This window comes from Acinetobacter sp. ANC_7634, from assembly GCF_056779875.1.
The window spans coordinates 587,766-609,012 of the sequence record NZ_JBWYIT010000001.1 but is presented as its reverse complement, the minus strand read 5'-3'; the positions used below and the strand labels follow the sequence as shown (position 1 = coordinate 609,012).

The following is a 21,247-nucleotide window of genomic DNA, read 5'->3' as shown; positions in this document are numbered from 1 at the left end:
ACAAAAAGATGAGTCCAAATGAACAATAATCACTTAAAGCATAAAACTTATCTAGGTATCATCTTCTGCCTTATTTCTTCACCCTCCTTTGCCACAGTCGGCGGTCCGGAGACAATAGAAGTACTAGGTTCAGATATTAAAGATCAGAAAATATATTATTTACGCCATTACCATGATGAATCTGGTCGACTACCAACACTTTATTATTATTTGCTCAACAGCAGAAACCCACATAAAGCGATTGAGGTTCAATCCATTTATACCCCATTAAATAGCCGAAATCACATTACTGAAACTCAGCATACGCTTCGCAAAATTCAAAGTATTCAAGCTCGCCTTGTCAAACCAGCGCCATTAAGCCCTAAGACTGCTAACCTAAAATTAAATAAACAAAGAGAACAGACTGGAAATTTTTGGTTAAACGTGCCTGAAATTAAAGTAAGTAAATTCCAATCTCAGGTACAACTCAGCCAACGTTCTAAACCTTCAATGTATAAAAGCCAACAATTCGAGAATATTCGATATCATCGTAATTTACCTCAGATCAAAAAACTTTACGCATTTCCTCACACTTTCCCCAATTATCGCGTTGCAGTTATTAGTTATATGGGTATTCCTACTGAAACAGGCTACGAAAAACAAGATGCCATTTTACTCTGCTCAACAAAATAAAAAGCTCCCGAAGGAGCTTTTTATTATGCTTTTCAAGCACGCTGTTCAATTGGTAAAACTTTGCGTAATTCAGGTCCTGTGTAATCTGCACTTGGTCGAATAATACGGTTGTCCGCACGCTGCTCCATCACATGTGCCGCCCATCCTGTTACACGAGACATCACAAAAATTGGCGTGAATAGCTTCGTTGGTATACCCATAAAGTGATAAGCAGAAGCATGGAAGAAATCAGCATTACAGAATAATTTTTTCTCTCGCCACATGACTTCTTCACAACGTACTGATACTGGATATAAAACAGTATCTCCTACGTCCTTAGCCAAGCGCTCAGACCATACCTTAATAATCCCATTACGTGGATCATTGTCTTTGTAAATTGCATGACCAAAGCCCATGATTTTTTCTTTGCGTTCGAGCATACCCAGCATTTCGCGCTCAGCTTCTTCAGGAGATTTCCATTGCTCAATCATATCCATTGCCGCTTCATTTGCACCGCCATGCAGTGGACCACGCAAAGAACCAATCGCACCTGTAATACACGAATGTAAATCTGATAACGTCGAAGCACACACACGTGCCGTAAATGTTGAAGCGTTAAATTCATGTTCTGCATAGAGAATTAAAGAAACATTCATGACTTGTTCATGCAATTCATTAGGTTTTTCGCCACGCAATAAATGCAAGAATTGAGCACCAATTGAGTCGTCATCAGTATTTTCTTCGATACGAACACCATCATGGCTATATCGATACCAATAACAAATAATGGCTGGCAATGTTGCCAAAATACGATCAGCTATATCTTGCTGTTCACCAAAGGACTGTTCTGTTTCTAAGTTACCCAACATAGAAACACCTGTACGCATAACATCCATAGGATGTGAATCTGCTGGAATACGCTCAAGCACTTCTTTTAGTGCTTGTGGTAATGCTCTCAGTGATTTTAGTTTTGCTTTATAGTCCGCAAGTTGTTGCGCCGTAGGTAGTTCACCAAAGAAAATTAAATATGCAACTTCTTCAAATTGGCAATTTTCCGCCAAATCCTGAACATCATAACCACGATATGTTAAGCCTGCACCACTTTTCCCAACGGTTGAAAGTGCTGTTTTACCTGCGACTTGTCCACGCAATCCTGCGCCAGTCAATACTTTTCCTTCAGCCATTTTTTTATTTCTCCTGAGTGAATAGCTTATCTAGTGTGTTTTCGAAAGTATGATAATCAAGGAACTCGTATAATTCTTTTCGTTGTTGCATTTTATCAATAACATTCACTTGCGTGCCGTCTTTACGAATAGAATGCATCACTTCTAATGCTGCTTTCTGCATCGCACGTGTCGCAGACAATGGGTATAACACCATAGAAATTCCCTGTTCTGCTAGCTCTTCGGTCGTATAATAAGGGGTATCACCAAATTCAGTGATATTCGCTAGCACAGGCACACCTACAGCATCACAGACTGTTTTATACATCGTTATATCAGTCATCGCTTCCGCAAAAATAGCATCAGCTCCAGCTTCAACACATGCACATGCACGATCAATGACAGCTTGAAGCCCTTCTTTTTGCAGTGCATCCGTACGTGCCATGACCACGAAATTAGAGTCAGTTTTTGCATCAACAGCAGCCTTAATACGGTCTACCATTTCTTGTTGTGACACAATTTCTTTATTCGGACGATGTCCGCAGCGTTTTTGCGCAACTTGGTCTTCAATATGAACTGCAGCAGCTCCAGCAGCGATCATTTGCTTGATACTTCGTGCAATATTAAATGCACCGCCCCAACCTGTATCAATATCCACAAGCAAAGGCGTATCTACACGTTCAGTGATACGACGAACATCTTCAAGCACATTATCTAAACTCGTCATTCCCAAATCAGGAAGACCATAGGAATAGTTTGCAACACCTGCGCCTGATAGATAAATTGCTTTATAGCCAACTTGTTTTGCCATCATTGCTGCATATGCATTTACAGTTCCGATGATTTGTAATGGCTTTTCCACTTCTAATGCTTGTCTAAATCTTAAGCCTGCAGACGATTGTTCTGTCATATTCCTTTCCACAGTGTTTACTATAATTATCGAGTTTTTAGTATATCTATAAATTTAGTTTGATATATGACCGTTTAGTATTTTTGCTCTAAAACTTTAGTCATATAAAAATGAATTATCATTCATTTTTTGATTTTGTTATTATTTTGAGTGTCAGGCGTTAAGTGCTTTAATTTGTTATACTCCATCTTCAATTTCATTTTCGCTATTGATACTGCATGCAACATCCATTTCCGCATATTGAAACTTCTGGTTGTGATATGCCCCATACTCGCCGTGGTCAAGAACGACGTTTAGCATTATTGCTAAGCGCCAATACGCTATTCTTGGAACGTGGCTACGATGCTGTGTCTTTGGATGATATTGTTCAACATGCTGGAGGCTCCAAAGCATCTATTTATAAATATTTTGGCGGCAAAGAAGGACTTTTTACTGCTATATGTGATTATCGACGTGAACTCTTTTTTAAAGATATCTGTGTTGCATATGATCCAGATCATGGCGATTTTAGATCTTATCTGATACATACACTACTTAACTTTCATCGCCACATTAAAAAAGAAGATCACACTGCCTTTATGCGCCTCGTGATTGAGCAATCCCAAAAAAATCCAGAACTTGCTCTTTATTTGCACGAAAAAGGCCCTAAACATATCCAGTTAGCGATCGCAAATGCATTAGAAAATGCGCATAAACTTGGTGTGTTAAAATGTGAAAATCCTTTATTTTCTGCTCAATTATATTTTGGAATCTTAAGAAATTTAGAATGGAAAATTTTAATGGGGATACCAGTACTTGAAACCGATCAAGAAACCATCGAATACATCAGCTATTCTGTCGATCGCTTCCTAGATGGGCACCAAAAAGTCTAGTTTTTTTGCAATTCTCTTTACATATAGTATATTAGTCGATTCTCGTTTTTTTTCATCAACCAACAATTATTGGTCGTCTCATTCACTATTTTGACGAAACAATGATTGTGGAGTAACCATGGCTCTACGACATTTTCTTACTTTACGTGACCTTTCAACTGCAGAATTAAATCGCATTATTGATCGTGCTATAGAATTAAAACGCATGCAGCATAATCATGAAGTCTACCAACCCTTTGTTGGTAAAGTAATGGGAATGATTTTTGAAAAATCGAGCACACGTACCCGTGTTTCTTTTGAAGCTGGTATGACCCAATTTGGTGGTAGCGCAATTTTCCTCTCGTCCCGGGATACGCAATTAGGTCGCGGCGAACCGATTGAAGATTCAGCTCGCGTTATTTCAAGCATGCTTGATATTGTGATGATTCGTACTTTTGGCCACGATATTGTCACACGTTTTGCAGAATATTCTAAAGTCCCAGTTATTAATGCACTGACCGATGATCACCACCCTTGCCAATTGCTTGCTGATGTTCAAACATTCGTAGAACACCGTGGCGCTATCCAAGGCAAAACCGTTGCGTGGATTGGTGATGGTAATAATATGTGTAACTCATATATCGAAGCTGCACATATGTGGGGCTTTAAACTTAAGATTGCATCACCAAAAGGTTATGAACCAAAACCTGAATTTCTCTCTGAATTCGCGCACTGCGCCGAAGTTGTAGACTCTGCTGAAGATGCTGCAGTGAATGCCGACCTTATCGTTACTGATGTTTGGGCCAGCATGGGACAAGAAGAAGAGCAAAAAATTCGTGAAAAAGCTTTTGCTGATTTTCAAGTCAATGAACGTCTAATGGATCTTGCTCATCCAGACTGTTTATTTATGCACTGTTTACCTGCCCATCGCGGTGAAGAAATTTCAGAAAATATGCTCGATCACAAAAATGCTGTGGTATGGGATGAAGCTGAAAACCGCCTTCACGCTCAAAAAGCACTTGTTGAGTTCCTCATCAATGAAAGCTTAAAAAAAGATTAATTTCATCCACTAAAAAAGCACCCTCGGGTGCTTTTTTATTTTCTAAATCTTAATGATCATCTTTTAAATATTTAGGTTCTTTGGGAAGTTGCCAACTACAAAAGAAACATACGATTAAAATAATGATCACGTAAATAAAAAATGAATTTTCAATTCCTGCGGCCTTAAACTGCAAGGCAACAGAAGGTGCAGAACCACCAAATACGGCATTACCTATCGCATAAGAGAAACCTACACCCAACGCACGTACATGCGGAGGAAACATTTCAGCTTTTACAATACCGCCAATAGAGGTATACAAACTAAGCAATAGCATCAGGAAAATCAGTAGCATCGCGACAATAAATGGAGTTTCGCTAAAATATCTCATCCCGATTGCCATGACTGGATAGATAAATATAGCCATCAGACCACTAAATAACAGCATAGAATTTCTGCGACCAATACGATCTGACAATGCACCAAAGAATGGTTGCGCCACCATGAGTACAAAAATGCAGGCTGTCATCATCAACCCTACCGTTTTAGGATCTATTCCAATATTGGTAAGGTAAGTTTTTGAGTAAACTGTAATCACATAGAAACTAAGAGAGCCTGCTGAAGTATAACCAACTACCAAAAGGAAAGTTTTCCAGTGATTTTTAAAAAGCTCACGAAGTGTACCAGAATCTTCTTTATCACTTTCATCACTGGATAAAGTCTCTTCTAATCTACTTCTCGCTAATAAAGATAAAATTGCTGCAACACCACCAATAATAAATGGAATTCGCCATCCCCCATCATAAAGCTGCTGTTCAGACATAAAAGCTAAGAATATTACACCCAATAAACTTGCAAGGAGTTGACCACCCGTGAGCGTTACGTATTGAAATGATGAAAAAAAGCCACGTTGACCTTTTAAACCCAATTCACTCATATAAGTCGCCACAGCACCATATTCACCACCAACGGATAAGCCTTGAAGCAATCGAACCATTAATAATAAAAACGGTGCAGCCATACCCACTTGCTCATACGTTGGTAACGCTGCAAACATGAAAGAACTTATAGCCATCAATATAATTGAGATGACCATTGATTTTTTTCGACCGTGTTTATCTGCAATTCGACCAAAAAGCCAACTACCGATAGGTCGCATAAAAAAGCTTGCTGCAAATACACCCCACACATAGATGGCTTGGGTAGAACTATCCATATCTGGCGCAGTTAAAGCTTGGGTAAAATATACAGCAAATACTGCATATATATAAAAATCAAACCATTCAACTAAATTACCAGAAGCTGCACCAATAATTCCTTTGATACGGCTGGTTTTTTCTTGCTTGGAATATGTTGTAGACAAATGAAAAATCCTTATTCTAATTACATTGTTTATTGTCGAATAATGATGAAACTCTGAAGTATTTCAAAATTATAGGCGGAAAATATATGCCTATTTCATGCCAATTTAAAAAGCCTTTATGTAAATTTTATTAAATAGGCTTCTAAATTTTTATCAAAAATATTCAAGGTCGATTTATTATTAATTTAATTAAACAGACTTTCTCCTATAACAGCTCACCGAATTAAGCCTTGTGGCTGTAAAATGATAATCAGCGCCCCGAAAATAACCACTCCGCCACCAATGATATCCCATTTAGTAAGATCCATTTGATCCACAAACTTTAACCACAACAATGCCGAACAAATATAAATACCTCCATATGCAGCATATATTCGACCTGATGCTGCTGGATGCAAAGTCAATAACCACACAAAAGCAGCGAGTGCGACAAAAGTGGGTAGCCACAACCAATGCGAACGCCCTTGATTTAGGATCAAATATGGAAAGTAACACCCTAATATTTCCATCAGTGCTGTCAGAAAAAATAAAGCTGTCGTAGATATTACTTTTGTAACTTGTATGTCCATACTTTCACCCAAAAATTAAAGCCCGTTTAAATAAACGGGCTTTAATACAATTAATAACACACTATGCTGGTTCAGCTGCAGAATCTTCAAATACTTCCAACTTTAATCCAACGGCTTTGCCATCTTCTTTTTTAACTGTTACTGCTACATTACCGCCGTTTTCAGCCAGCTCACCAAATAAAATCATTTCAGCAAGCGGCTTTTTCAAATGCTCTTGAATCAAACGCTGCATTGGACGAGCACCCATCAGACGATCATAACCGTTTTCACTTAACCAATCTCGTGCAGACTGATCTACTTCTAAAACAACTTTTTTGTCATCAAGTTGAGCTTGAAGTTCTGTAAGGAATTTATCTACTACAGAATCGATTACTGTCGTAGGTAGAGCTTTAAATTGAATAACCCCATCTAAGCGGTTTCTAAACTCTGGTGTAAATGCCTTCTTCATTGCTTCCTGATTATCACGACTATTATCTTGCTCTGTAAAACCAATACTTGTACGGGAAATACTTTCAGCGCCAATATTCGTTGTTAACACTATAATGACATTTCTGAAGTCTGACTTACGACCATTATTATCAGTTAATGAACCATGATCCATGACTTGCAGCAATAAATTAAACACATCAGGATGTGCCTTTTCAATCTCATCCAATAACAATACACAATGTGGATTTTTATGTATTGCGTCAGTCAGTAAGCCACCTTGATCAAAACCAACATAACCTGGAGGTGCACCAATTAAACGTGAAACCGCATGGCGTTCCATATATTCAGACATATCAAATCTGACTAGTTCAACACCGAGTAGTTTTGCAAGTTGTTTTGTTACCTCAGTTTTACCTACACCAGTAGGTCCTGCAAATACAAAACTACCAACTGGCTTATCTGGTGCTTTAAGCCCAGCTCGTGACAATTTAATTGCAGAGGATAATGCGGTAATCGCCTCATCTTGACCAAATACAACTCGTTTAAGATCACGCTCTAAGTGCTCAAGTACAGATTTATCATCTTTAGACACAGTTTTAGGTGGAATTCGTGCAATTTTCGAAACAATATCTTCAATATTTTCAACTGTAATCAAAGTGTTATCTTGATCAGCTCTCAAACGTCGTTGTGCCCCTGCTTCATCTATTACGTCAATCGCTTTATCTGGGAGGAAGCGATCATTGATAAATTTAGCCGATAACTCAACTGCAGAAACAAGAGCTGCATCATCATATTGAACTTTATGAAATTCTTCAAATTTAGACTTGAGTCCACGAAGAATATCAATTGTTTCATTAATTGATGGCTCATTAACATCAATTTTTTGGAAACGGCGTGATAATGCATGATCTTTTTCAAAAACTTGACGATATTCTTGAAACGTTGTTGAGCCAATGCAACGTAAAGTACCATTTGCCAATGCAGGTTTGATTAAATTCGATGCATCCATAGTGCTACCCATACTTGAGCCTGCACCAATGATCATATGAATTTCATCTATAAACAAAATTGCTTCGGGCTTCTTCTTTAGGGCATTTAACAATTGCTTTAATCGTTTCTCAAAGTCACCACGGTATTTTGTACCTGCAACAAGTGCACCGATATCCAAACTATAGACTTCCGCATTCAGCAGTGGCTTTGGTGCTTTATTGTTAACAATCAGCCAAGCCAAACCTTCTGCTATGGATGTTTTACCCACACCTGGATCACCCACCAAAAGCGGATTGTTTTTACGACGTCGACATAGAATTTGAGCTGCACGCTCAATTTCTTTTTCACGACCAATCAAAGGATCGGTTTTACCCTTTAAAGCTTCTGCATTGAGATTTAGGGTATAAAGTTCTAATGGACCTGCATTTGCTGAGGCTGAGTTTTCACCATCTAAGTCATCCGTTTCTTCTTCAGCTGGAACATCTTCCTTACGCGCACCGTGTGAAAGATATTGAGTTAAAGTAAGACGATTGATTTGGTGGCGTTTTAGCAAATAAACCGCAAATGAATCTCTTTCTGAGTACATTGCAACCAGTACATCTGCACCTTCAACTGTCCGATCTCCACCACTAGACTGAACATGGAAAATTGCACGTTGCAATATACGATCAAAGCTTTCTGTAGGATGAGGCGCTTGCTCAGCATTATCGCCTAATTTAGGCGTATGTTGCTCTACATACTCTTCAAGTTCTTTACGCAAACTGACAATTTCTGCACCGCAGGCTTTTAGTGCATTCACGGCAGAATCATTATCTAAAAGTGCGAGTAACAAATGTTCAACTGTAAGAAACTCATGTCTCTTTTGACGAGCCATGCTAACAGCCAAACGCAGTGATACTTCTAATTGACGACTGAGCATGTGATCCCCTCATTCTTGTGGCTCGATCTGGCAAAGCAATGGATGACTTTGAGAGCGCGCATAATTGTTGACTTGATTAGCCTTGGTTTCAGCAATGTCTCTAGGATAGACACCAGCGATACCTTTCCCTTGATAATGTACTGTTAGCATTACTTCGGTAGCTTGGTCAAGATTCAATGCAAAGTATTGTTGTAAAATTTCAATTACAAAATCCATTGGCGTGTAATCATCATTCAACAATACCACATTGTATAAGGGAGGTCGCTTAAATTGCGGTGGTGCTGTTGCTACAGCTAAATCGCCATCGGATTCATCATTTTGTGCATCACTCAATCGTGGATTGAAGTGCCAATCCACCAATCCAGATTGTTGAAATGATAATTTAATGTCATTGAGACATTTATGACGTTTATTACTTCGCATAGCACTCTATAATCTATTATTGAGAATTTGCCGCAGCTTGCGGTACTTCAGCTGCAAATGCAGCAGTTGATTCGATTGCTTCACCACGTTGCCAACTAAAGCGCTTGGTTTGAGCACTTGAGCCTTTTACACGGATTTCAATAAATTGGGGCGTAAAGCCTTTTGGCATGGTCCAACGACCAGTTAATCGCTGATAATGGTCGAAATTGAATGATTTTTCTGAAATTGGAACAACCAAGACTTCCGTACCTTGAATTAATCTGATTTCAATTTCACCAGATGCTTTACGTTTATTCGGACTGACTTGAACTAAATCAACCTGATATTCATATACATTTTCTGGAAGCGACTTAACAGCTAAATTTTGCACAGTTAAACTCAATCCACCACGTTGTCTCAGCACTTCTCGGAAAATCGCACTCTGACCTTCAATTTGAAGTTTTTCAGCGTTGGCTTGATTTAATGCAGCATACATATCGTTTGAGTTAGTTACAGCAACATCACGTTCTTGAACTGAGGTATTTAATTTCTTATTCAGTTCAGATAATTCTTTTTTTTGTTTTTCGACAACTTCAACCAATTGTTCCGCGTCAGCATCATAACCAACTACAGTTAGACCTTGACGATGACCAACCGTATAGCCCAGAAGTAAACTGCCTGCACATAAGATGATCCCACCCGCCATAAGGGGTTTATTCGATTGAAAAAAACCGATATTTTTTTCATCTTTATGCTGTGACGTATTATTTGATTCTGAGTTTTGCATCGTCATCTCTAATTTATAAAATCAAAACACACATTTAACTGCAAAGTTAAATGTGTGTGAAGTCAAAAAAGGTTTTTTATGGTAATAAACCAATCACGTTAAGGCCTGCATTTTCCGCAAATTCAAACATTAAATTCATGTTTTGAACAGCTTGTCCTGCTGCACCTTTCACCAAGTTATCTTGGGCAACTAAAATGACTAACTTTGTTGGTTGTGGTTTATACAACGCAATACGTAAATCATTTGATCCACGAACAGAACGAGTTTCTGGTGAACTTCCTGCCGGCATAACATCAACAAACTGCTCGTTTTGGTAGAACTGTTCGTAAATTGTTTGCAAATCGGCTTGCTGACCTGCTTCTGTTAAGTCGATATATATTGTAGATAACATGCCACGAATCATCGGCACCAAATGTGGAACAAAAAGGATATTGTCAAATACACCTTTCTGTCCTGATATATTTTCAAGCGCTTCAACAATTTCAGGATGATGGCGATGCCCTGCTACACCGTAGGCTTTGAAGTTATCAGCATTTTCAGTATAGATCATGCCTAAACTTGCTTTGCGTCCAGCTCCAGATACACCAGATTTTGCATCAATAATAATACTTTCAGGTTTTACCAATACTTCTGAAGATCTAAGTACAGGCGCCAAACCAATTTGAACTGTCGTTGGATAACAACCAGGATTACCAATCACTTGAGCTTGTTTAATTTTTTCACGATTGAGCTCAGAAAGCCCATACACTGAATTTTTAAGTAGATCTGGACAATCATGCTCCATACCGTACCATTTTTCAAATTGCGCTAAATCCTGCAAACGAAAGTCAGCGGCTAAATCGATTACTTTTGTATTCGCTGCTACTAATTCTTCAGCGTGTTTCATCGCTACACCATGTGGTGTCGCAAAAAACACAACATCGCATGACTTTAATAAATCTAAGCTTAAATCTGAAAACTCTAGATCGGTATGACCACGTAAACTTGGAAACATATCATCGACACGACGACCAGCCTCAGTACGAGAAGTCAGTGCTTTCACTTGAACATTTGGGTGTCGCAGCAAAAGACGCAAAAGTTCAACGCCTGTATATCCTGTACCACCAACAATACCAACTGAAATCACGATATCTACCTCTAAATGACTGTATTCGTTACAGGCAGTAGTATGACAGGAACTTGTGACTTTCTGAACCCTTTCATATGGGAATGCTGTTATTTTATAAGTTTAATAATTTAGATGGCTCTGTTAAGCATCTAATAAAGTCTATCATGTGACTTCATTGATTTACCTGCCAACTCAAATAGCATAAATACAGTGCAAATATAAACCCTGGGAGAGCAAGAAATACGATCGGATCCTGTTTCACAACAAAAGGAGTTACTCCCCATACCGAACATAACCCTCCACTCACGGAAAGCAATTTAGAAATCTTTTTTTTGATTTATCTATAAAATTGCCATGATCAATAATATCAACCACGCTATAGCCCCGCCAAAAAGCGATAAATAGTTCGTCCAATGAAAGTGAATAGGATTACTCAGGTTCAGTAGAATATACATGAGGATGCTATAAAGCATTAAAGCAGGTACAGACAAAATTAGAATCAAAAAAACACACACCAATTCGTCTTATGAGCATATTAGAGACAAACTAACCAAACAGAGCAATCATGATAGCCAAAATTTAGAATACCAGTCGCCAGATCAGACTAATTGACTAGCGCTAAACAATTGATTCTTTAATATCGACAAAGCAATCCCAGCATAATAATTAATTATGCATCCACCAATATGGCAACGGCGTTATTTTTAATTTTTTTCGGTTAAGTTTAAAATCTGGATCATACTTCGCCACTTCCGCCCAAAACTGAGCACTATGATTAAAATGCTTTGTATGTGCTAATTCATGCACACAAACATAGCGTGTTATTTCCTGAGGAAAAAGCACCAAAGCACTATTCAACATAATGTCATGACGTGCTGTACAACTTCCCCACCGCGTTTTTGGCTGACGAATCTTACAGCCATGATAAGCTAAACCACACTGATCAGATACTTGAGCCAGATATACAGGCAGATGCTGTTTAGCATAATCAATAACAAAGGCTTTTAAATATTGTTGAGGCTGACGATCACTCACACTCAGCTCATTCATCACTGAATCAAACTTATAGTTTAATTTCTGCTGAATATATTGAATTTTAATAGAATTTTCTAAATTAAATAACTGTAAAGATAAAGGTAAAACGCGATCAATCTGTTGAATTTTACTTTGTTGTGCCTGCCAAGTTTGAACGATCCAAGCTTCTGAATCTTGAACAAACTGTTGTATTTGTTTATGGGTACAAAACCATGGCGCAGTCACACGAATTGACGTTCCATCTATACGTAGACGTAGTCTTTTCGATCGAATACTTTTGGTGATTTCAATATCAGGAAGGTCGGATAAAGTCATTGTTATTCTTTAATTATTAAATCCCCATCTCCCCCTTTAAGAAAGGGGGAAGAAAAGCCCCTCTATTTAAAAAGAGGGAGTTTAGGGAGACTAGCTCGTCAAGGAGTTAAAATTAAATCGCTGTACGCTCTTCAATACCGTTGTTGGTCGCAACAATCGCAATGTCTGCTTTATTCAAAGCAAAGATACCGTTGCATACCACACCAGGGATATCATTCAATGTTTTTTCAAGCTCAAGTGCATTTAAGATATTTAAGTTATGCACGTCTAAAATCACGTTACCATTGTCGGTCACTACACCTTCACGGTACGCTGGGTCGCCACCTAAAGAGACAATTTTACGAGCAACAGCAGAACGTGCCATTGGAATCACTTCAACAGGAAGTGGAAAATCACGCCCCAACTGATCTACCCATTTAGAATCATCTACGATACAGACGAATTTTTTTGCAATCGATGCCACGATTTTTTCACGTGTCAATGCCGCACCACCACCTTTGATCATGTGCATATGACGATCAATCTCATCTGCACCATCTACATATGCATCAAGACCACCCACTGAGTTCATATCTACCACTTCAATACCCAGCTTCTTCAAACGCTGCGCAGTCGCTTCCGAACTTGCAACTGCAGCTTCTAATTGAAGTTCAGGAAGTAAATCAATCAAAAAGTTAACAGTACTGCCTGTGCCTACGCCTAAAATGCCCCCTTTCGGTAAGTGTTTTAAAGCTGCTTGTGCTGCTGCTTGTTTTTTCTCATCTTGGGTTGCATATAGACTCATGACTTCACTCAACTAATTTGGACTTTTGCAGTTATTTTAAACCGCTAAGCCTTATGGTTTGTTACAATAAGCGCCTATTTTAAACTGTTAGATGGAAAATTAACATGCTGTCTCGTTTGGTTCGACAAATTTTACAAGCAACGGTATACGACGTTGCTATCGAAACCCCACTCGAAGCGGCACCACGAATTAGTGAACGTCTTAACAATAATATTCGTTTTAAACGTGAAGACCTACAACCCGTATTCTCCTTCAAACTCCGCGGTGCCTATAACAGAATCAGCCAACTTCCTAAAGCTCAACTAGAACGAGGTGTCATTACCGCTTCTGCTGGTAACCATGCTCAAGGTGTAGCACTCTCAGGAAAAAAATTAGGAATTCGCGCGATTATTGTGATGCCTAAGACAACACCAGACATTAAAGTCCAAGCTGTAAAGCGTTTAGGTGGTGAAGTCGTACTTCATGGTGATTCTTTTGACATCGCAAATAAATACGCAATTCAACGTGCGCAAGAAGAAGGAATGACTTTTATTCCGCCTTATGACGATGAACTCGTTATGGCTGGTCAAGGTACAATTGCCAATGAAATTTTACGTCAATGGCGAGATGTGGATTATGTATTTGTTGCCGTTGGTGGTGGAGGCTTGATTGCAGGTGTTGCTGCTTACCTTGGTGATGTAGCACCGCATGTCAAAGTTATTCCTGTGGAATATGACGAGTCAGCTTGTTTAAAAGCTGCTTTAGAAGCAAATGAACGTGTGATTCTGCCTTCAGTTGGTTTATTCGCCGATGGTACAGCCGTGGCGCAAATCGGTGAAAAACCTTTTGAAGTGATTCGTCTGCAAAAATCTGACAATTCAGGTCCAATCGTAGAACCAGAAGTTGTTCTTGTGAATACTGATGAAATATGCGCAGCAATTAAAGACACCTATGATGAATGCCGTAGTATTGTTGAGCCGTCAGGTGCGATGGCACTTGCAGGGATTAAAAAATATGTGGCTGAGCACGGCTTAGAAGGTAAAAACATCGTTTCAATTGTATGCGGTGCAAATATGAACTTTGACCGTTTACGTTATATTGCAGAACGAACTGAATTAGGTGAACGTAAAGAAGCTATTTTTGCTGTCACGATTCCTGAACAAAAAGGTGCATTCCTCAATTTCTGTCGTGCCCTTCAAGGTCGAAATATTACTGAATTCAACTACCGTGCAAGTAGTGCGACTGCAGCGCAAGTATTTGTTGGAATTAGTTTAAAAAGCGGCGAAAAAGAACGTCAAGAAATATTCGAGACATTAAAGTTTCAGTATGATGTGGATGACTTATCTGACGATGAAGTTGCCAAATTACATATTCGCTACCTGATCGGTGGTCATGCTGATATTGAAAATGAACGTTTATTCCGCGTTGAATTTCCTGAACGTCCAGGTGCATTATTAACATTCTTGGAACGTCTTGGTCCAACGCATAACATTACCCTGTTCCATTATCGTAATCATGGTGCGGCTGAAGGTCGTGTATTGGTTGGACTCGAAGCTGAAGATGCACAACAAAACCCTGATGGTTTAGTTGAAACGTTAGAAAGTATCAATTATCCATACGAAGAAATTACCAATAATCTTGGTTATCAACGTTTCCTCAAATAAAATCAATACAGCCTGTCATTTTGACAGGCTTTTTTAATTCAATAATTGATATACAATTAAAATCGAAAGATAGAAAAAACGATCACTTTAAAATTTTAGATATTAAGATAAATCATGCAAATATGGTTCAGTTTTGTAGTAATTCCTTTTCTCATGTGGATCATCTTTTCCGCACTTCTGTTTATTTCGAAATATCTATATCCTGAAGTTACCACCTTAAGCAAATCCCTCGAAGTTTTTATTTTTTTAGGTTATGCAGCACTCCCCTATATCATGTTGGGATTAGCACCTATTTATCGTTATCGTATGACGTTGATATATATGATGGCAATTGTGCTCATGACAAGTTTCGTTCATGCTAACTTTATGATCGATCATATTCATTTAACTTATATTTACTTAGCACTTTCATGGACATTGATTTCAATTACGATTTACTATTTTTATAGTGATCACAAATAATCCTCAATAAATGAATTGAATCAACTCAGATCAACAAGATAAACTCACTCGAAGCGAAATTAAAATCAAATCATTACTTTCTGATCTTTAAAATTTTAGGATATTCAATGGCGCTATTTGCAGTAATTGGCTTAGGCAGCTTTGGTGGTACAGTTGCATTAGAACTCACTCAATTAAAACATGATGTGATTGGAATCGATACTGAAAAAAAATACGTTGAAAATATCTCTGATAACATCAGTCATGCTGTCATCGCCGATGCCACAGATGAACATGTACTTCGAGAACTGAATGTACAGAATTGCGATGCCGTCGTTGTCGCAATTGGAGAAGATATTGAGGCCAGTATTCTATGTGTCCTCAACCTTAAAAATTTAGGCGTAGAAAAAATCCTAGTAAAAGCAAAATCGAAAGCCCATCATATGATTTTGACGCATCTCGGTATTGGTCAAATTATTCATCCAGAAGAGGACATGGGAATTCGCGTTGCACAATCATTAAGCTATCCAATGGTCAGACGCTATATGGCGTTGAATGATGACCGTTATATTGTCAAAGTGGAAGTGGGTGAAAAACTACAAGGTGTAGAATTTAAAGATATCATGGAGCACAGCGACGGCGTACAAACATTATTATTACAACGTGGCACACATGTAATTTATGACATCGCACCTGGTACATTACTGCAAAAAAATGACATTTTAATTGTTGAAGGTCCTGTCAATCTTTTACGTAAACTCTCATCGAGATTTATTTCGAAATGATGAAATTTTATGATCAATTGATCAATAAAAAAACGCAAAGTATTAATTTGAGTCCACCAAGTTTGCTTGCTTTGGGCTTTCTCAGTTTTATTATCATTGGAACATTACTACTAAAACTTCCCTTTGCTCATGAAGGAAATGTCTCTTGGCTAGAAGCCTTATTTACTGCCACATCCGCAGTGACAATTACGGGACTTTCTGTGGTCAATATTGGCGAGGCGTATACGACTTTTGGTCAGCTCATCATTATGCTACTCATCCAATGTGGTGGCTTAGGATTCATGACCTTCGCAATTTTGGCTGCATTGAGCCTTTCCACTAAACTTGGTTTAAAGCAACAAGTGATGGCTCAAGAAACAATTGGTCAAACCAGTTTAGCAAGGGCCTCGTTCACTGTTAAAGCCGTCTTATTGTATTCTCTATTTTTCGAAGGGATTGGAACATTCATCCTGACATTTACATGGCTTCAATACTACGATTTTAGTGATGCTCTGTTTTATGCAGCCTTTTACAGTATCTCAGCATTTAATAATGGTGGTTTCTCTCTTTTTCCAGACAGCTTAATGAGCTTTTCAGGTCAATATGCTGTAACTCTAACCATCAGTATGTTGTATATCATTGGTGGAATAGGTTTCGTGGTACTTATGGATATCAAACGCGCTCATAAGTGGAAAAAACTCTCAACCAACAGCAAACTCATTCTTTCTACTATCGCAGGACTCAATCTATTTGCCTTTATTATGATTTGGTGTTTAGAAGCAAATAATCCATTGACCCTCGCCCCAATGTCAATTGGAGACCAAGCATTAAATGCTTGGTTTCATGCCACAGTACCACGATCCTCTGGATTTAATAGTATTGATATGGCCAGTATGAGTGATCCAGCAACCTTGGTGACTATGCTATTAATGTTTATTGGAGGCGGATCTTTAAGTACTGCTGGTGGTATTAAAGTAGGTACATTTATTATTGTTGTATTGAGTGTGATCACGTTTTTGAGACGAGCTGACGAAGTCACTGTTTTTAAACACTCGATTCCCGCAACGGTCACCTATAAAGCTCTTGCGGTCATTAGCATAACTGCTATGCTCATTTTCATTGGTTTCTTTACGCTGTTAATTTTAGAGCCTAATAAACGTTTTCTAGATTTACTATTTGAAGCTGTTTCCGCGGCTTGTACAGTCGGATTATCTAGAGGTATTACTTCAGAATTACAACCTGCAAGTTTATATATGCTCATGATACTGATGTTTGCGGGTCGTCTCGGTCCTTTGACATTAGCATATTTAATTGCAACCCCTAAAAAAAGCAGGTTGAGTCATCCTAATGCTGAAATCCAAGTGGGTTAGATAGAATTCACTTGGATCTAAGGTGAAGTTGATCGATAAAACACGAACCAATCCAAAAGTAGATCAGATGTTTATAGCCATAAGTGCATTTTATAATAGCCGTGATTTCTTTATGCAAAGCATTGAACTTATCATGAATTAACACAAACTTAGAACTTTGCAATCAATATCAAAATACAATGAAATTAAAAGACTCAAGGAAACCCCAAGTCTTTTCACCATATGCGTGTGATTAAAAAAATTATGATTGGAAACCAATATAACGATTGAGGTTTTCGACACCCAATGCAACTTTATAAATTTTAAACTGAGGTAAATCAGAACGTGTAATCTCAGTAAACACATCCGAGTTTTCATCATCTGCATGAATTTCATCTACTGTGCGAGGCATAGTTGCTTCAAATTCATCCGAAATAAATTCAAATCCCAAGTCCATGGCAACAAACAATGTATGCTCACAAGGTTGAATATATTGCTCTTCATTCCAGTCGATAACAGCATGTTGACAATGCGGGCACTGTACATTTTCTTGAGGATCTTGAAGTTCAATTGTTGTATAAGCCATGTCAACCTTAAGTATTACGCGCTATAAAACATAAGTTTAACCATTGCTTTTAGATTTTTAAATAGCCCTGTTTATTCATTACTACATATAACAACCTTAGATTTTTGAGAAAACACAGCAACTCAATTGACTATTCAGAACAATAATGTATTTTTTAACAAAACGTCGCATATATGGAATGAATCCATGCTTTCAGATTTAGATGATTTTTATTGCTTTGCCCTTGTTGTCGAACATGGTGGTTTTAGCGCTGCCGAACGAGCAACCGACATTCCCAAATCAAAATTGAGTCGACGTGTTTATAATTTAGAAGAAAATCTTGGTGTAAGGCTTATTCAACGTAGTTCACGTCATTTTGCTGTCACTGATATTGGAATGAACATTTATCGCCATGCGCAAGTAATGATGAATGCTGCCCAATCTGCTCATGATTTGGTAGATCATTTAAGTGAACAACCAAGAGGCTTAATTCGTGTTAGTTTACCCGTATCAATTGCTCAGCATGAAATGACCAAAATACTGCCAAATTTCCTTAAGCAGTATCCTGAAATCAAAGTTCAATTGATGGTTACTAATCGACGTGTCGATATCATCAATGAAGGAATTGATTTAGCGCTTCGTGTTCGCTCAAGTTTGGATGATGACCCAAGTTTGGTCATTCGAAAATTTGAAAATATTGAACAACATCTTTTCGCCAGCCAGGCTTATCTTAATGAGTTTGGATCTATCAAAAAACCTGAAGAACTCTCAAATCATCGAATATTAAGTATGGTTGATGAACATACTGATCAACAACTCGTACTACATGATTCAAACAACAAATCGACTAAAGTCAAAGTGAGTCCAGTCGTGATGGGCTCTGATTTACTTATGCTTGCACAACTTGCAAGTGACAATTGTGGGGTAGCATTACTCCCAGACAGTATTGTTGTAGATTATATTAAAGATGGGCGTCTAGTTAAGGTTCTGCCTGACTGGAATGCACCACACGGTATTTTTCATGTGGTTTACCCTTCTCGCCGTGGTTTATTACCAGCTGTACGAGTGTTCATCGACTACTTAGTTGAGCACCTCACCAAAAGATAGTCACAACAGCATAAAGATTTAGAAGAATGTTGGCTTATTATTTGCTACCATTCACTCTGCTTTGTGCTAGTTTTTTTTAGATTTTATGACTTCTATTTATCAACAACAACTTGATGCAAAAATTGAACGTATCCGCAATCAATTTGCTGAATATCAACCACCTGAACTAGAAGTTTTTTCATCTCCTGAAAAACATTTCCGTATGCGAGCTGAGTTCCGTATTTGGCATACAGAAGATGATATGTTTTATGCCATGTTTGAACGCACGGAAGATGGTATTCAAAAGAAAGTTGTACGTGTTGATGAGTTTCCAATCGCGGATAAATCTATTAATGATTTAATGCCAGTTCTCCTGTCTGAACTAAAATCAAATGCAGTGCTCTCTAAGCGTCTGTTTGAAGTACATTTTCTTTCAGCGTTGAACGGTGAAATGCTGGTTTCATTGATTTATCGTTGTCCGCTTGATCAAGACTGGGAACAACTAGCAAAAAATTTATCTTCAAAACTCAATATTAAGATTATTGGTCGCAGCCGTGGTCAAAAAATTGTATTGACGGATGAATATGTAGTTGAAGAATTACAAGTATTTGACCGTAGATTCAAATATAAGCAAATTGAAAGTAGCTTCACGCAACCTAATGCGCAAGTTTGTCAAAAAATGCTGGAGTGGGCATGTAATGCAGCTCAAACCAGTGATAAAGATCTTTTAGAGCTTTATTGCGGTAATGGTAATTTTACCCTTCCATTATCGCTAAAGTTTAATCGCGTTCTAGCAACAGAACTGGCTAAATCATCAGTTTATGCAGCGCAATGGAATATTGAGCAAAATCAAATTAATAATATTCAAGTTGCTCGCCTTTCAGCTGAAGATTTTACCTTAGCATTCAATGCAGAACGTGAGTTTAGACGTTTACAAGAAGCCAATATTGATATTCAAAGTTATGACTTCGATACTGTATTTGTAGATCCACCTCGTGCAGGCATTGATGATGATACCTTGAAGCTGCTTCAACGCTTTAACCGTATTATTTATATTTCATGCAATCCAGATACTTTGCACGACAATTTAAAGATGTTATCGGAAACTCATAAAATCACTAAATTTGCGCTGTTCGATCAATTTCCTTATACCCACCATGTCGAGTCAGGCGTTCTTTTAGAGAAAATTTAAACAATTTATTTCTTACTAAATGGACAGTTCTTACACTGTCCATTTTTTATGCTTTTTGAATTTCACTTAAAAATCATATGAATAAAGAAAAATTTAATTTTTCAATGTCATAATTTCGTTAAACTTTAGGTTTATCATCGAAATATTTATTTTAAAATGTGCCTTAAATCACGATTACAAACTTGCATTAAATTTTAAATCGACTATATTTCGACCTATCTTTGGTTGCAAATGAAGGCTCTATGAGTTTTTGGCAAAAGCTGTTTTCATCAGATTCGCAGCAGAACGAGCATAAAAATCAAATTGCTTGTGTTGAAAATGATTGTTCATGTAAGACTAACGATCAGTTGATCGAGGCTTTACAAAAGGCATCAGATGAAGATGTAATCCGCGGAATCAAAAAAGTTCTTATTTCGCGTGGCTATTCAAAAAAAGATCTTACTGATTTATTGAGTAACAAAATCACCCTTCAGTAAAGAAAAAAAGCACTGCATAGACAGTGCTTTTTTTATGATAAATTTTCTGTTCAATTTAAAAATGTTCAATTAAGATAAGCTCATAGGATAATTAAAAATACATTTGGGGATTCAATGAAAAATATTCTATTCATTATTTTAGGGGCGACTTTCATATCGCTTAGTGGTTGTAATAAGCTACCTTCAGCATGTGAGGAAGTTTGGGGCAACATTGAAAAATTAGCGAAAGAGAGCGGTATTCCTCAAACTGCCATAGATCGTCAAAAAAACGAGTTTGAAGAGCAAATTAAACAGCTTCCTAAAGAAGATGCAATTAAAAATTGTGAAGCACAAAATGCTTTCTTCTCATAACTTCATTTGAGTTGAATAAAAAATTTAGGCACCTTTTTTAGAGTGCTTATATTGTATTTATACCT

22 protein-coding genes are annotated in these 21,247 nt (G+C 37.8%); 11 read left to right on the top strand and 11 right to left on the bottom strand.

What is annotated here, in order from left to right:
- Positions 1-18: 18 nt before the first annotated feature.
- Positions 19-672 (top strand): aminotransferase, encoded by a 654-nt coding sequence (locus AC1M9A_RS02895; protein WP_481609582.1) that lies wholly within the window; start codon positions 19-21, stop codon positions 670-672.
- 32 nt (positions 673-704) lie between these two features.
- On the opposite strand, the gene prpC is transcribed toward AC1M9A_RS02895, so the two are convergent.
- Together prpC and prpB are read right to left on the bottom strand one after the other, a co-directional pair.
- A complete protein-coding gene (gene prpC / locus AC1M9A_RS02890) occupies positions 705-1,835 on the bottom strand; it encodes a bifunctional 2-methylcitrate synthase/citrate synthase (protein WP_481591046.1) in 1,131 nt (376 codons plus the stop codon).
- A gap of 4 nt (positions 1,836-1,839) precedes the next feature.
- On the bottom strand, positions 1,840-2,724 hold the full coding sequence (gene prpB, locus AC1M9A_RS02885) for a methylisocitrate lyase (protein ID WP_035263679.1): 885 nt from the start codon (positions 2,722-2,724) through the stop codon (positions 1,840-1,842).
- A gap of 218 nt (positions 2,725-2,942) precedes the next feature.
- Here prpB and AC1M9A_RS02880 point away from each other — a divergent pair, with 218 nt between their 5' ends.
- Both AC1M9A_RS02880 and argF read left to right on the top strand, forming a co-directional pair.
- Complete coding sequence (locus AC1M9A_RS02880) at positions 2,943-3,596, top strand: TetR/AcrR family transcriptional regulator (protein WP_092766355.1); 654 nt, start codon at positions 2,943-2,945, stop codon at positions 3,594-3,596.
- Positions 3,597-3,714: 118 nt separating this feature from the next.
- Complete coding sequence (gene argF, locus AC1M9A_RS02875; protein WP_092766356.1) at positions 3,715-4,635, top strand: ornithine carbamoyltransferase; 921 nt, start codon at positions 3,715-3,717, stop codon at positions 4,633-4,635.
- A gap of 49 nt (positions 4,636-4,684) precedes the next feature.
- On the opposite strand, the gene AC1M9A_RS02870 is transcribed toward argF, so the two are convergent.
- The 8 genes from AC1M9A_RS02870 to rpiA form a co-directional block, all read right to left on the bottom strand.
- Positions 4,685-5,977, bottom strand: coding sequence for an MFS transporter (locus AC1M9A_RS02870; RefSeq protein ID WP_092766357.1), 1,293 nt, complete (start codon positions 5,975-5,977; stop codon positions 4,685-4,687).
- Positions 5,978-6,192: 215 nt separating this feature from the next.
- Complete coding sequence (locus tag AC1M9A_RS02865; RefSeq protein WP_092766358.1) at positions 6,193-6,546, bottom strand: YnfA family protein; 354 nt, start codon at positions 6,544-6,546, stop codon at positions 6,193-6,195.
- A 61-nt stretch (positions 6,547-6,607) separates the two neighbouring features.
- Positions 6,608-8,884 carry an ATP-dependent Clp protease ATP-binding subunit ClpA gene (clpA, locus tag AC1M9A_RS02860; RefSeq protein ID WP_035263687.1) on the bottom strand — a complete coding sequence of 759 codons (2,277 nt, stop codon included), beginning with the start codon at positions 8,882-8,884 and terminating at the stop codon, positions 6,608-6,610.
- A gap of 9 nt (positions 8,885-8,893) precedes the next feature.
- Positions 8,894-9,307 carry an ATP-dependent Clp protease adapter ClpS gene (gene clpS, locus AC1M9A_RS02855; RefSeq protein WP_481609581.1) on the bottom strand — a complete coding sequence of 138 codons (414 nt, stop codon included), beginning with the start codon at positions 9,305-9,307 and terminating at the stop codon, positions 8,894-8,896.
- Between the two features lie 16 nt (positions 9,308-9,323).
- Complete coding sequence (locus AC1M9A_RS02850) at positions 9,324-10,073, bottom strand: DUF6776 family protein (RefSeq protein ID WP_035263690.1); 750 nt, start codon at positions 10,071-10,073, stop codon at positions 9,324-9,326.
- Positions 10,074-10,149: 76 nt separating this feature from the next.
- The gene (argC, locus tag AC1M9A_RS02845) at positions 10,150-11,199 is read right to left on the bottom strand and encodes an N-acetyl-gamma-glutamyl-phosphate reductase (RefSeq protein WP_481609580.1); all 1,050 of its coding nucleotides are present in this window, start codon (positions 11,197-11,199) and stop codon (positions 10,150-10,152) included.
- Positions 11,200-11,847: 648 nt separating this feature from the next.
- Entirely contained in the window at positions 11,848-12,531 is a 684-nt protein-coding gene (locus AC1M9A_RS02840; RefSeq protein WP_481609579.1) for a M48 family metallopeptidase, read from the bottom strand.
- 112 nt (positions 12,532-12,643) lie between these two features.
- Positions 12,644-13,315 (bottom strand): ribose-5-phosphate isomerase RpiA, encoded by a 672-nt coding sequence (gene rpiA / locus AC1M9A_RS02835; protein WP_481591051.1) that lies wholly within the window; start codon positions 13,313-13,315, stop codon positions 12,644-12,646.
- A 104-nt stretch (positions 13,316-13,419) separates the two neighbouring features.
- On the opposite strand from rpiA, the gene ilvA reads away from it, so the two are divergent.
- The 4 genes from ilvA to AC1M9A_RS02815 all read left to right on the top strand — a co-directional run bounded on the left by ilvA (position 13,420) and on the right by AC1M9A_RS02815 (position 17,533).
- A complete protein-coding gene (gene ilvA / locus AC1M9A_RS02830) occupies positions 13,420-14,958 on the top strand; it encodes a threonine ammonia-lyase, biosynthetic (protein WP_481595349.1) in 1,539 nt (512 codons plus the stop codon).
- 114 nt (positions 14,959-15,072) lie between these two features.
- On the top strand, positions 15,073-15,420 hold the full coding sequence (locus AC1M9A_RS02825) for a hypothetical protein (protein ID WP_481587510.1): 348 nt from the start codon (positions 15,073-15,075) through the stop codon (positions 15,418-15,420).
- A 107-nt stretch (positions 15,421-15,527) separates the two neighbouring features.
- On the top strand, positions 15,528-16,184 hold the full coding sequence (locus tag AC1M9A_RS02820) for a potassium channel family protein (RefSeq protein ID WP_035263698.1): 657 nt from the start codon (positions 15,528-15,530) through the stop codon (positions 16,182-16,184).
- Positions 16,184-17,533 (top strand): TrkH family potassium uptake protein, encoded by a 1,350-nt coding sequence (locus AC1M9A_RS02815; RefSeq protein WP_481587537.1) that lies wholly within the window; start codon positions 16,184-16,186, stop codon positions 17,531-17,533. Before AC1M9A_RS02820 ends, AC1M9A_RS02815 begins: the two co-directional genes overlap by 1 nt.
- A gap of 241 nt (positions 17,534-17,774) precedes the next feature.
- Here the strand turns inward: AC1M9A_RS02815 and AC1M9A_RS02810 are convergent, their stop codons facing one another.
- On the bottom strand, positions 17,775-18,098 hold the full coding sequence (locus AC1M9A_RS02810) for a hypothetical protein (RefSeq protein WP_481591055.1): 324 nt from the start codon (positions 18,096-18,098) through the stop codon (positions 17,775-17,777).
- A 186-nt stretch (positions 18,099-18,284) separates the two neighbouring features.
- Between AC1M9A_RS02810 and AC1M9A_RS02805 the strand changes: the two genes are divergently transcribed.
- The 4 genes from AC1M9A_RS02805 to AC1M9A_RS02790 all read left to right on the top strand — a co-directional run bounded on the left by AC1M9A_RS02805 (position 18,285) and on the right by AC1M9A_RS02790 (position 21,182).
- Entirely contained in the window at positions 18,285-19,184 is a 900-nt protein-coding gene (locus AC1M9A_RS02805) for a LysR substrate-binding domain-containing protein (protein WP_180027793.1), read from the top strand.
- Positions 19,185-19,269: 85 nt separating this feature from the next.
- The gene (gene trmA / locus AC1M9A_RS02800) at positions 19,270-20,355 is read left to right on the top strand and encodes a tRNA (uridine(54)-C5)-methyltransferase TrmA (protein WP_481609578.1); all 1,086 of its coding nucleotides are present in this window, start codon (positions 19,270-19,272) and stop codon (positions 20,353-20,355) included.
- A gap of 242 nt (positions 20,356-20,597) precedes the next feature.
- The gene (locus tag AC1M9A_RS02795) at positions 20,598-20,831 is read left to right on the top strand and encodes a hypothetical protein (protein WP_035263705.1); all 234 of its coding nucleotides are present in this window, start codon (positions 20,598-20,600) and stop codon (positions 20,829-20,831) included.
- Between the two features lie 114 nt (positions 20,832-20,945).
- On the top strand, positions 20,946-21,182 hold the full coding sequence (locus AC1M9A_RS02790) for a hypothetical protein (protein ID WP_035263707.1): 237 nt from the start codon (positions 20,946-20,948) through the stop codon (positions 21,180-21,182).
- Positions 21,183-21,247: the final 65 nt, after the last annotated feature.

Bases quoted from the DNA above. Each gene is read 5' to 3' on its own strand.
- AC1M9A_RS02895 (WP_481609582.1), top strand. From the start codon at position 19: ATGAACAATAATCACTTAAAGCATAAAACTTATCTAGGTATCATCTTC.
- prpC (WP_481591046.1), bottom strand. From the start codon at position 1,835: ATGGCTGAAGGAAAAGTATTGACTGGCGCAGGATTGCGTGGACAAGTC.
- prpB (WP_035263679.1), bottom strand. From the start codon at position 2,724: ATGACAGAACAATCGTCTGCAGGCTTAAGATTTAGACAAGCATTAGAA.
- AC1M9A_RS02880 (WP_092766355.1), top strand. From the start codon at position 2,943: ATGCAACATCCATTTCCGCATATTGAAACTTCTGGTTGTGATATGCCC.
- argF (WP_092766356.1), top strand. From the start codon at position 3,715: ATGGCTCTACGACATTTTCTTACTTTACGTGACCTTTCAACTGCAGAA.
- AC1M9A_RS02865 (WP_092766358.1), bottom strand. From the start codon at position 6,546: ATGGACATACAAGTTACAAAAGTAATATCTACGACAGCTTTATTTTTT.
- clpA (WP_035263687.1), bottom strand. From the start codon at position 8,884: ATGCTCAGTCGTCAATTAGAAGTATCACTGCGTTTGGCTGTTAGCATG.
- clpS (WP_481609581.1), bottom strand. From the start codon at position 9,307: ATGCGAAGTAATAAACGTCATAAATGTCTCAATGACATTAAATTATCA.
- AC1M9A_RS02850 (WP_035263690.1), bottom strand. From the start codon at position 10,073: ATGCAAAACTCAGAATCAAATAATACGTCACAGCATAAAGATGAAAAA.
- AC1M9A_RS02840 (WP_481609579.1), bottom strand. From the start codon at position 12,531: ATGACTTTATCCGACCTTCCTGATATTGAAATCACCAAAAGTATTCGA.
- rpiA (WP_481591051.1), bottom strand. From the start codon at position 13,315: ATGAGTCTATATGCAACCCAAGATGAGAAAAAACAAGCAGCAGCACAA.
- ilvA (WP_481595349.1), top strand. From the start codon at position 13,420: ATGCTGTCTCGTTTGGTTCGACAAATTTTACAAGCAACGGTATACGAC.
- AC1M9A_RS02825 (WP_481587510.1), top strand. From the start codon at position 15,073: ATGCAAATATGGTTCAGTTTTGTAGTAATTCCTTTTCTCATGTGGATC.
- AC1M9A_RS02820 (WP_035263698.1), top strand. From the start codon at position 15,528: ATGGCGCTATTTGCAGTAATTGGCTTAGGCAGCTTTGGTGGTACAGTT.
- AC1M9A_RS02815 (WP_481587537.1), top strand. From the start codon at position 16,184: ATGAAATTTTATGATCAATTGATCAATAAAAAAACGCAAAGTATTAAT.
- AC1M9A_RS02810 (WP_481591055.1), bottom strand. From the start codon at position 18,098: ATGGCTTATACAACAATTGAACTTCAAGATCCTCAAGAAAATGTACAG.
- AC1M9A_RS02805 (WP_180027793.1), top strand. From the start codon at position 18,285: ATGCTTTCAGATTTAGATGATTTTTATTGCTTTGCCCTTGTTGTCGAA.
- trmA (WP_481609578.1), top strand. From the start codon at position 19,270: ATGACTTCTATTTATCAACAACAACTTGATGCAAAAATTGAACGTATC.
- AC1M9A_RS02795 (WP_035263705.1), top strand. From the start codon at position 20,598: ATGAGTTTTTGGCAAAAGCTGTTTTCATCAGATTCGCAGCAGAACGAG.
- AC1M9A_RS02790 (WP_035263707.1), top strand. From the start codon at position 20,946: ATGAAAAATATTCTATTCATTATTTTAGGGGCGACTTTCATATCGCTT.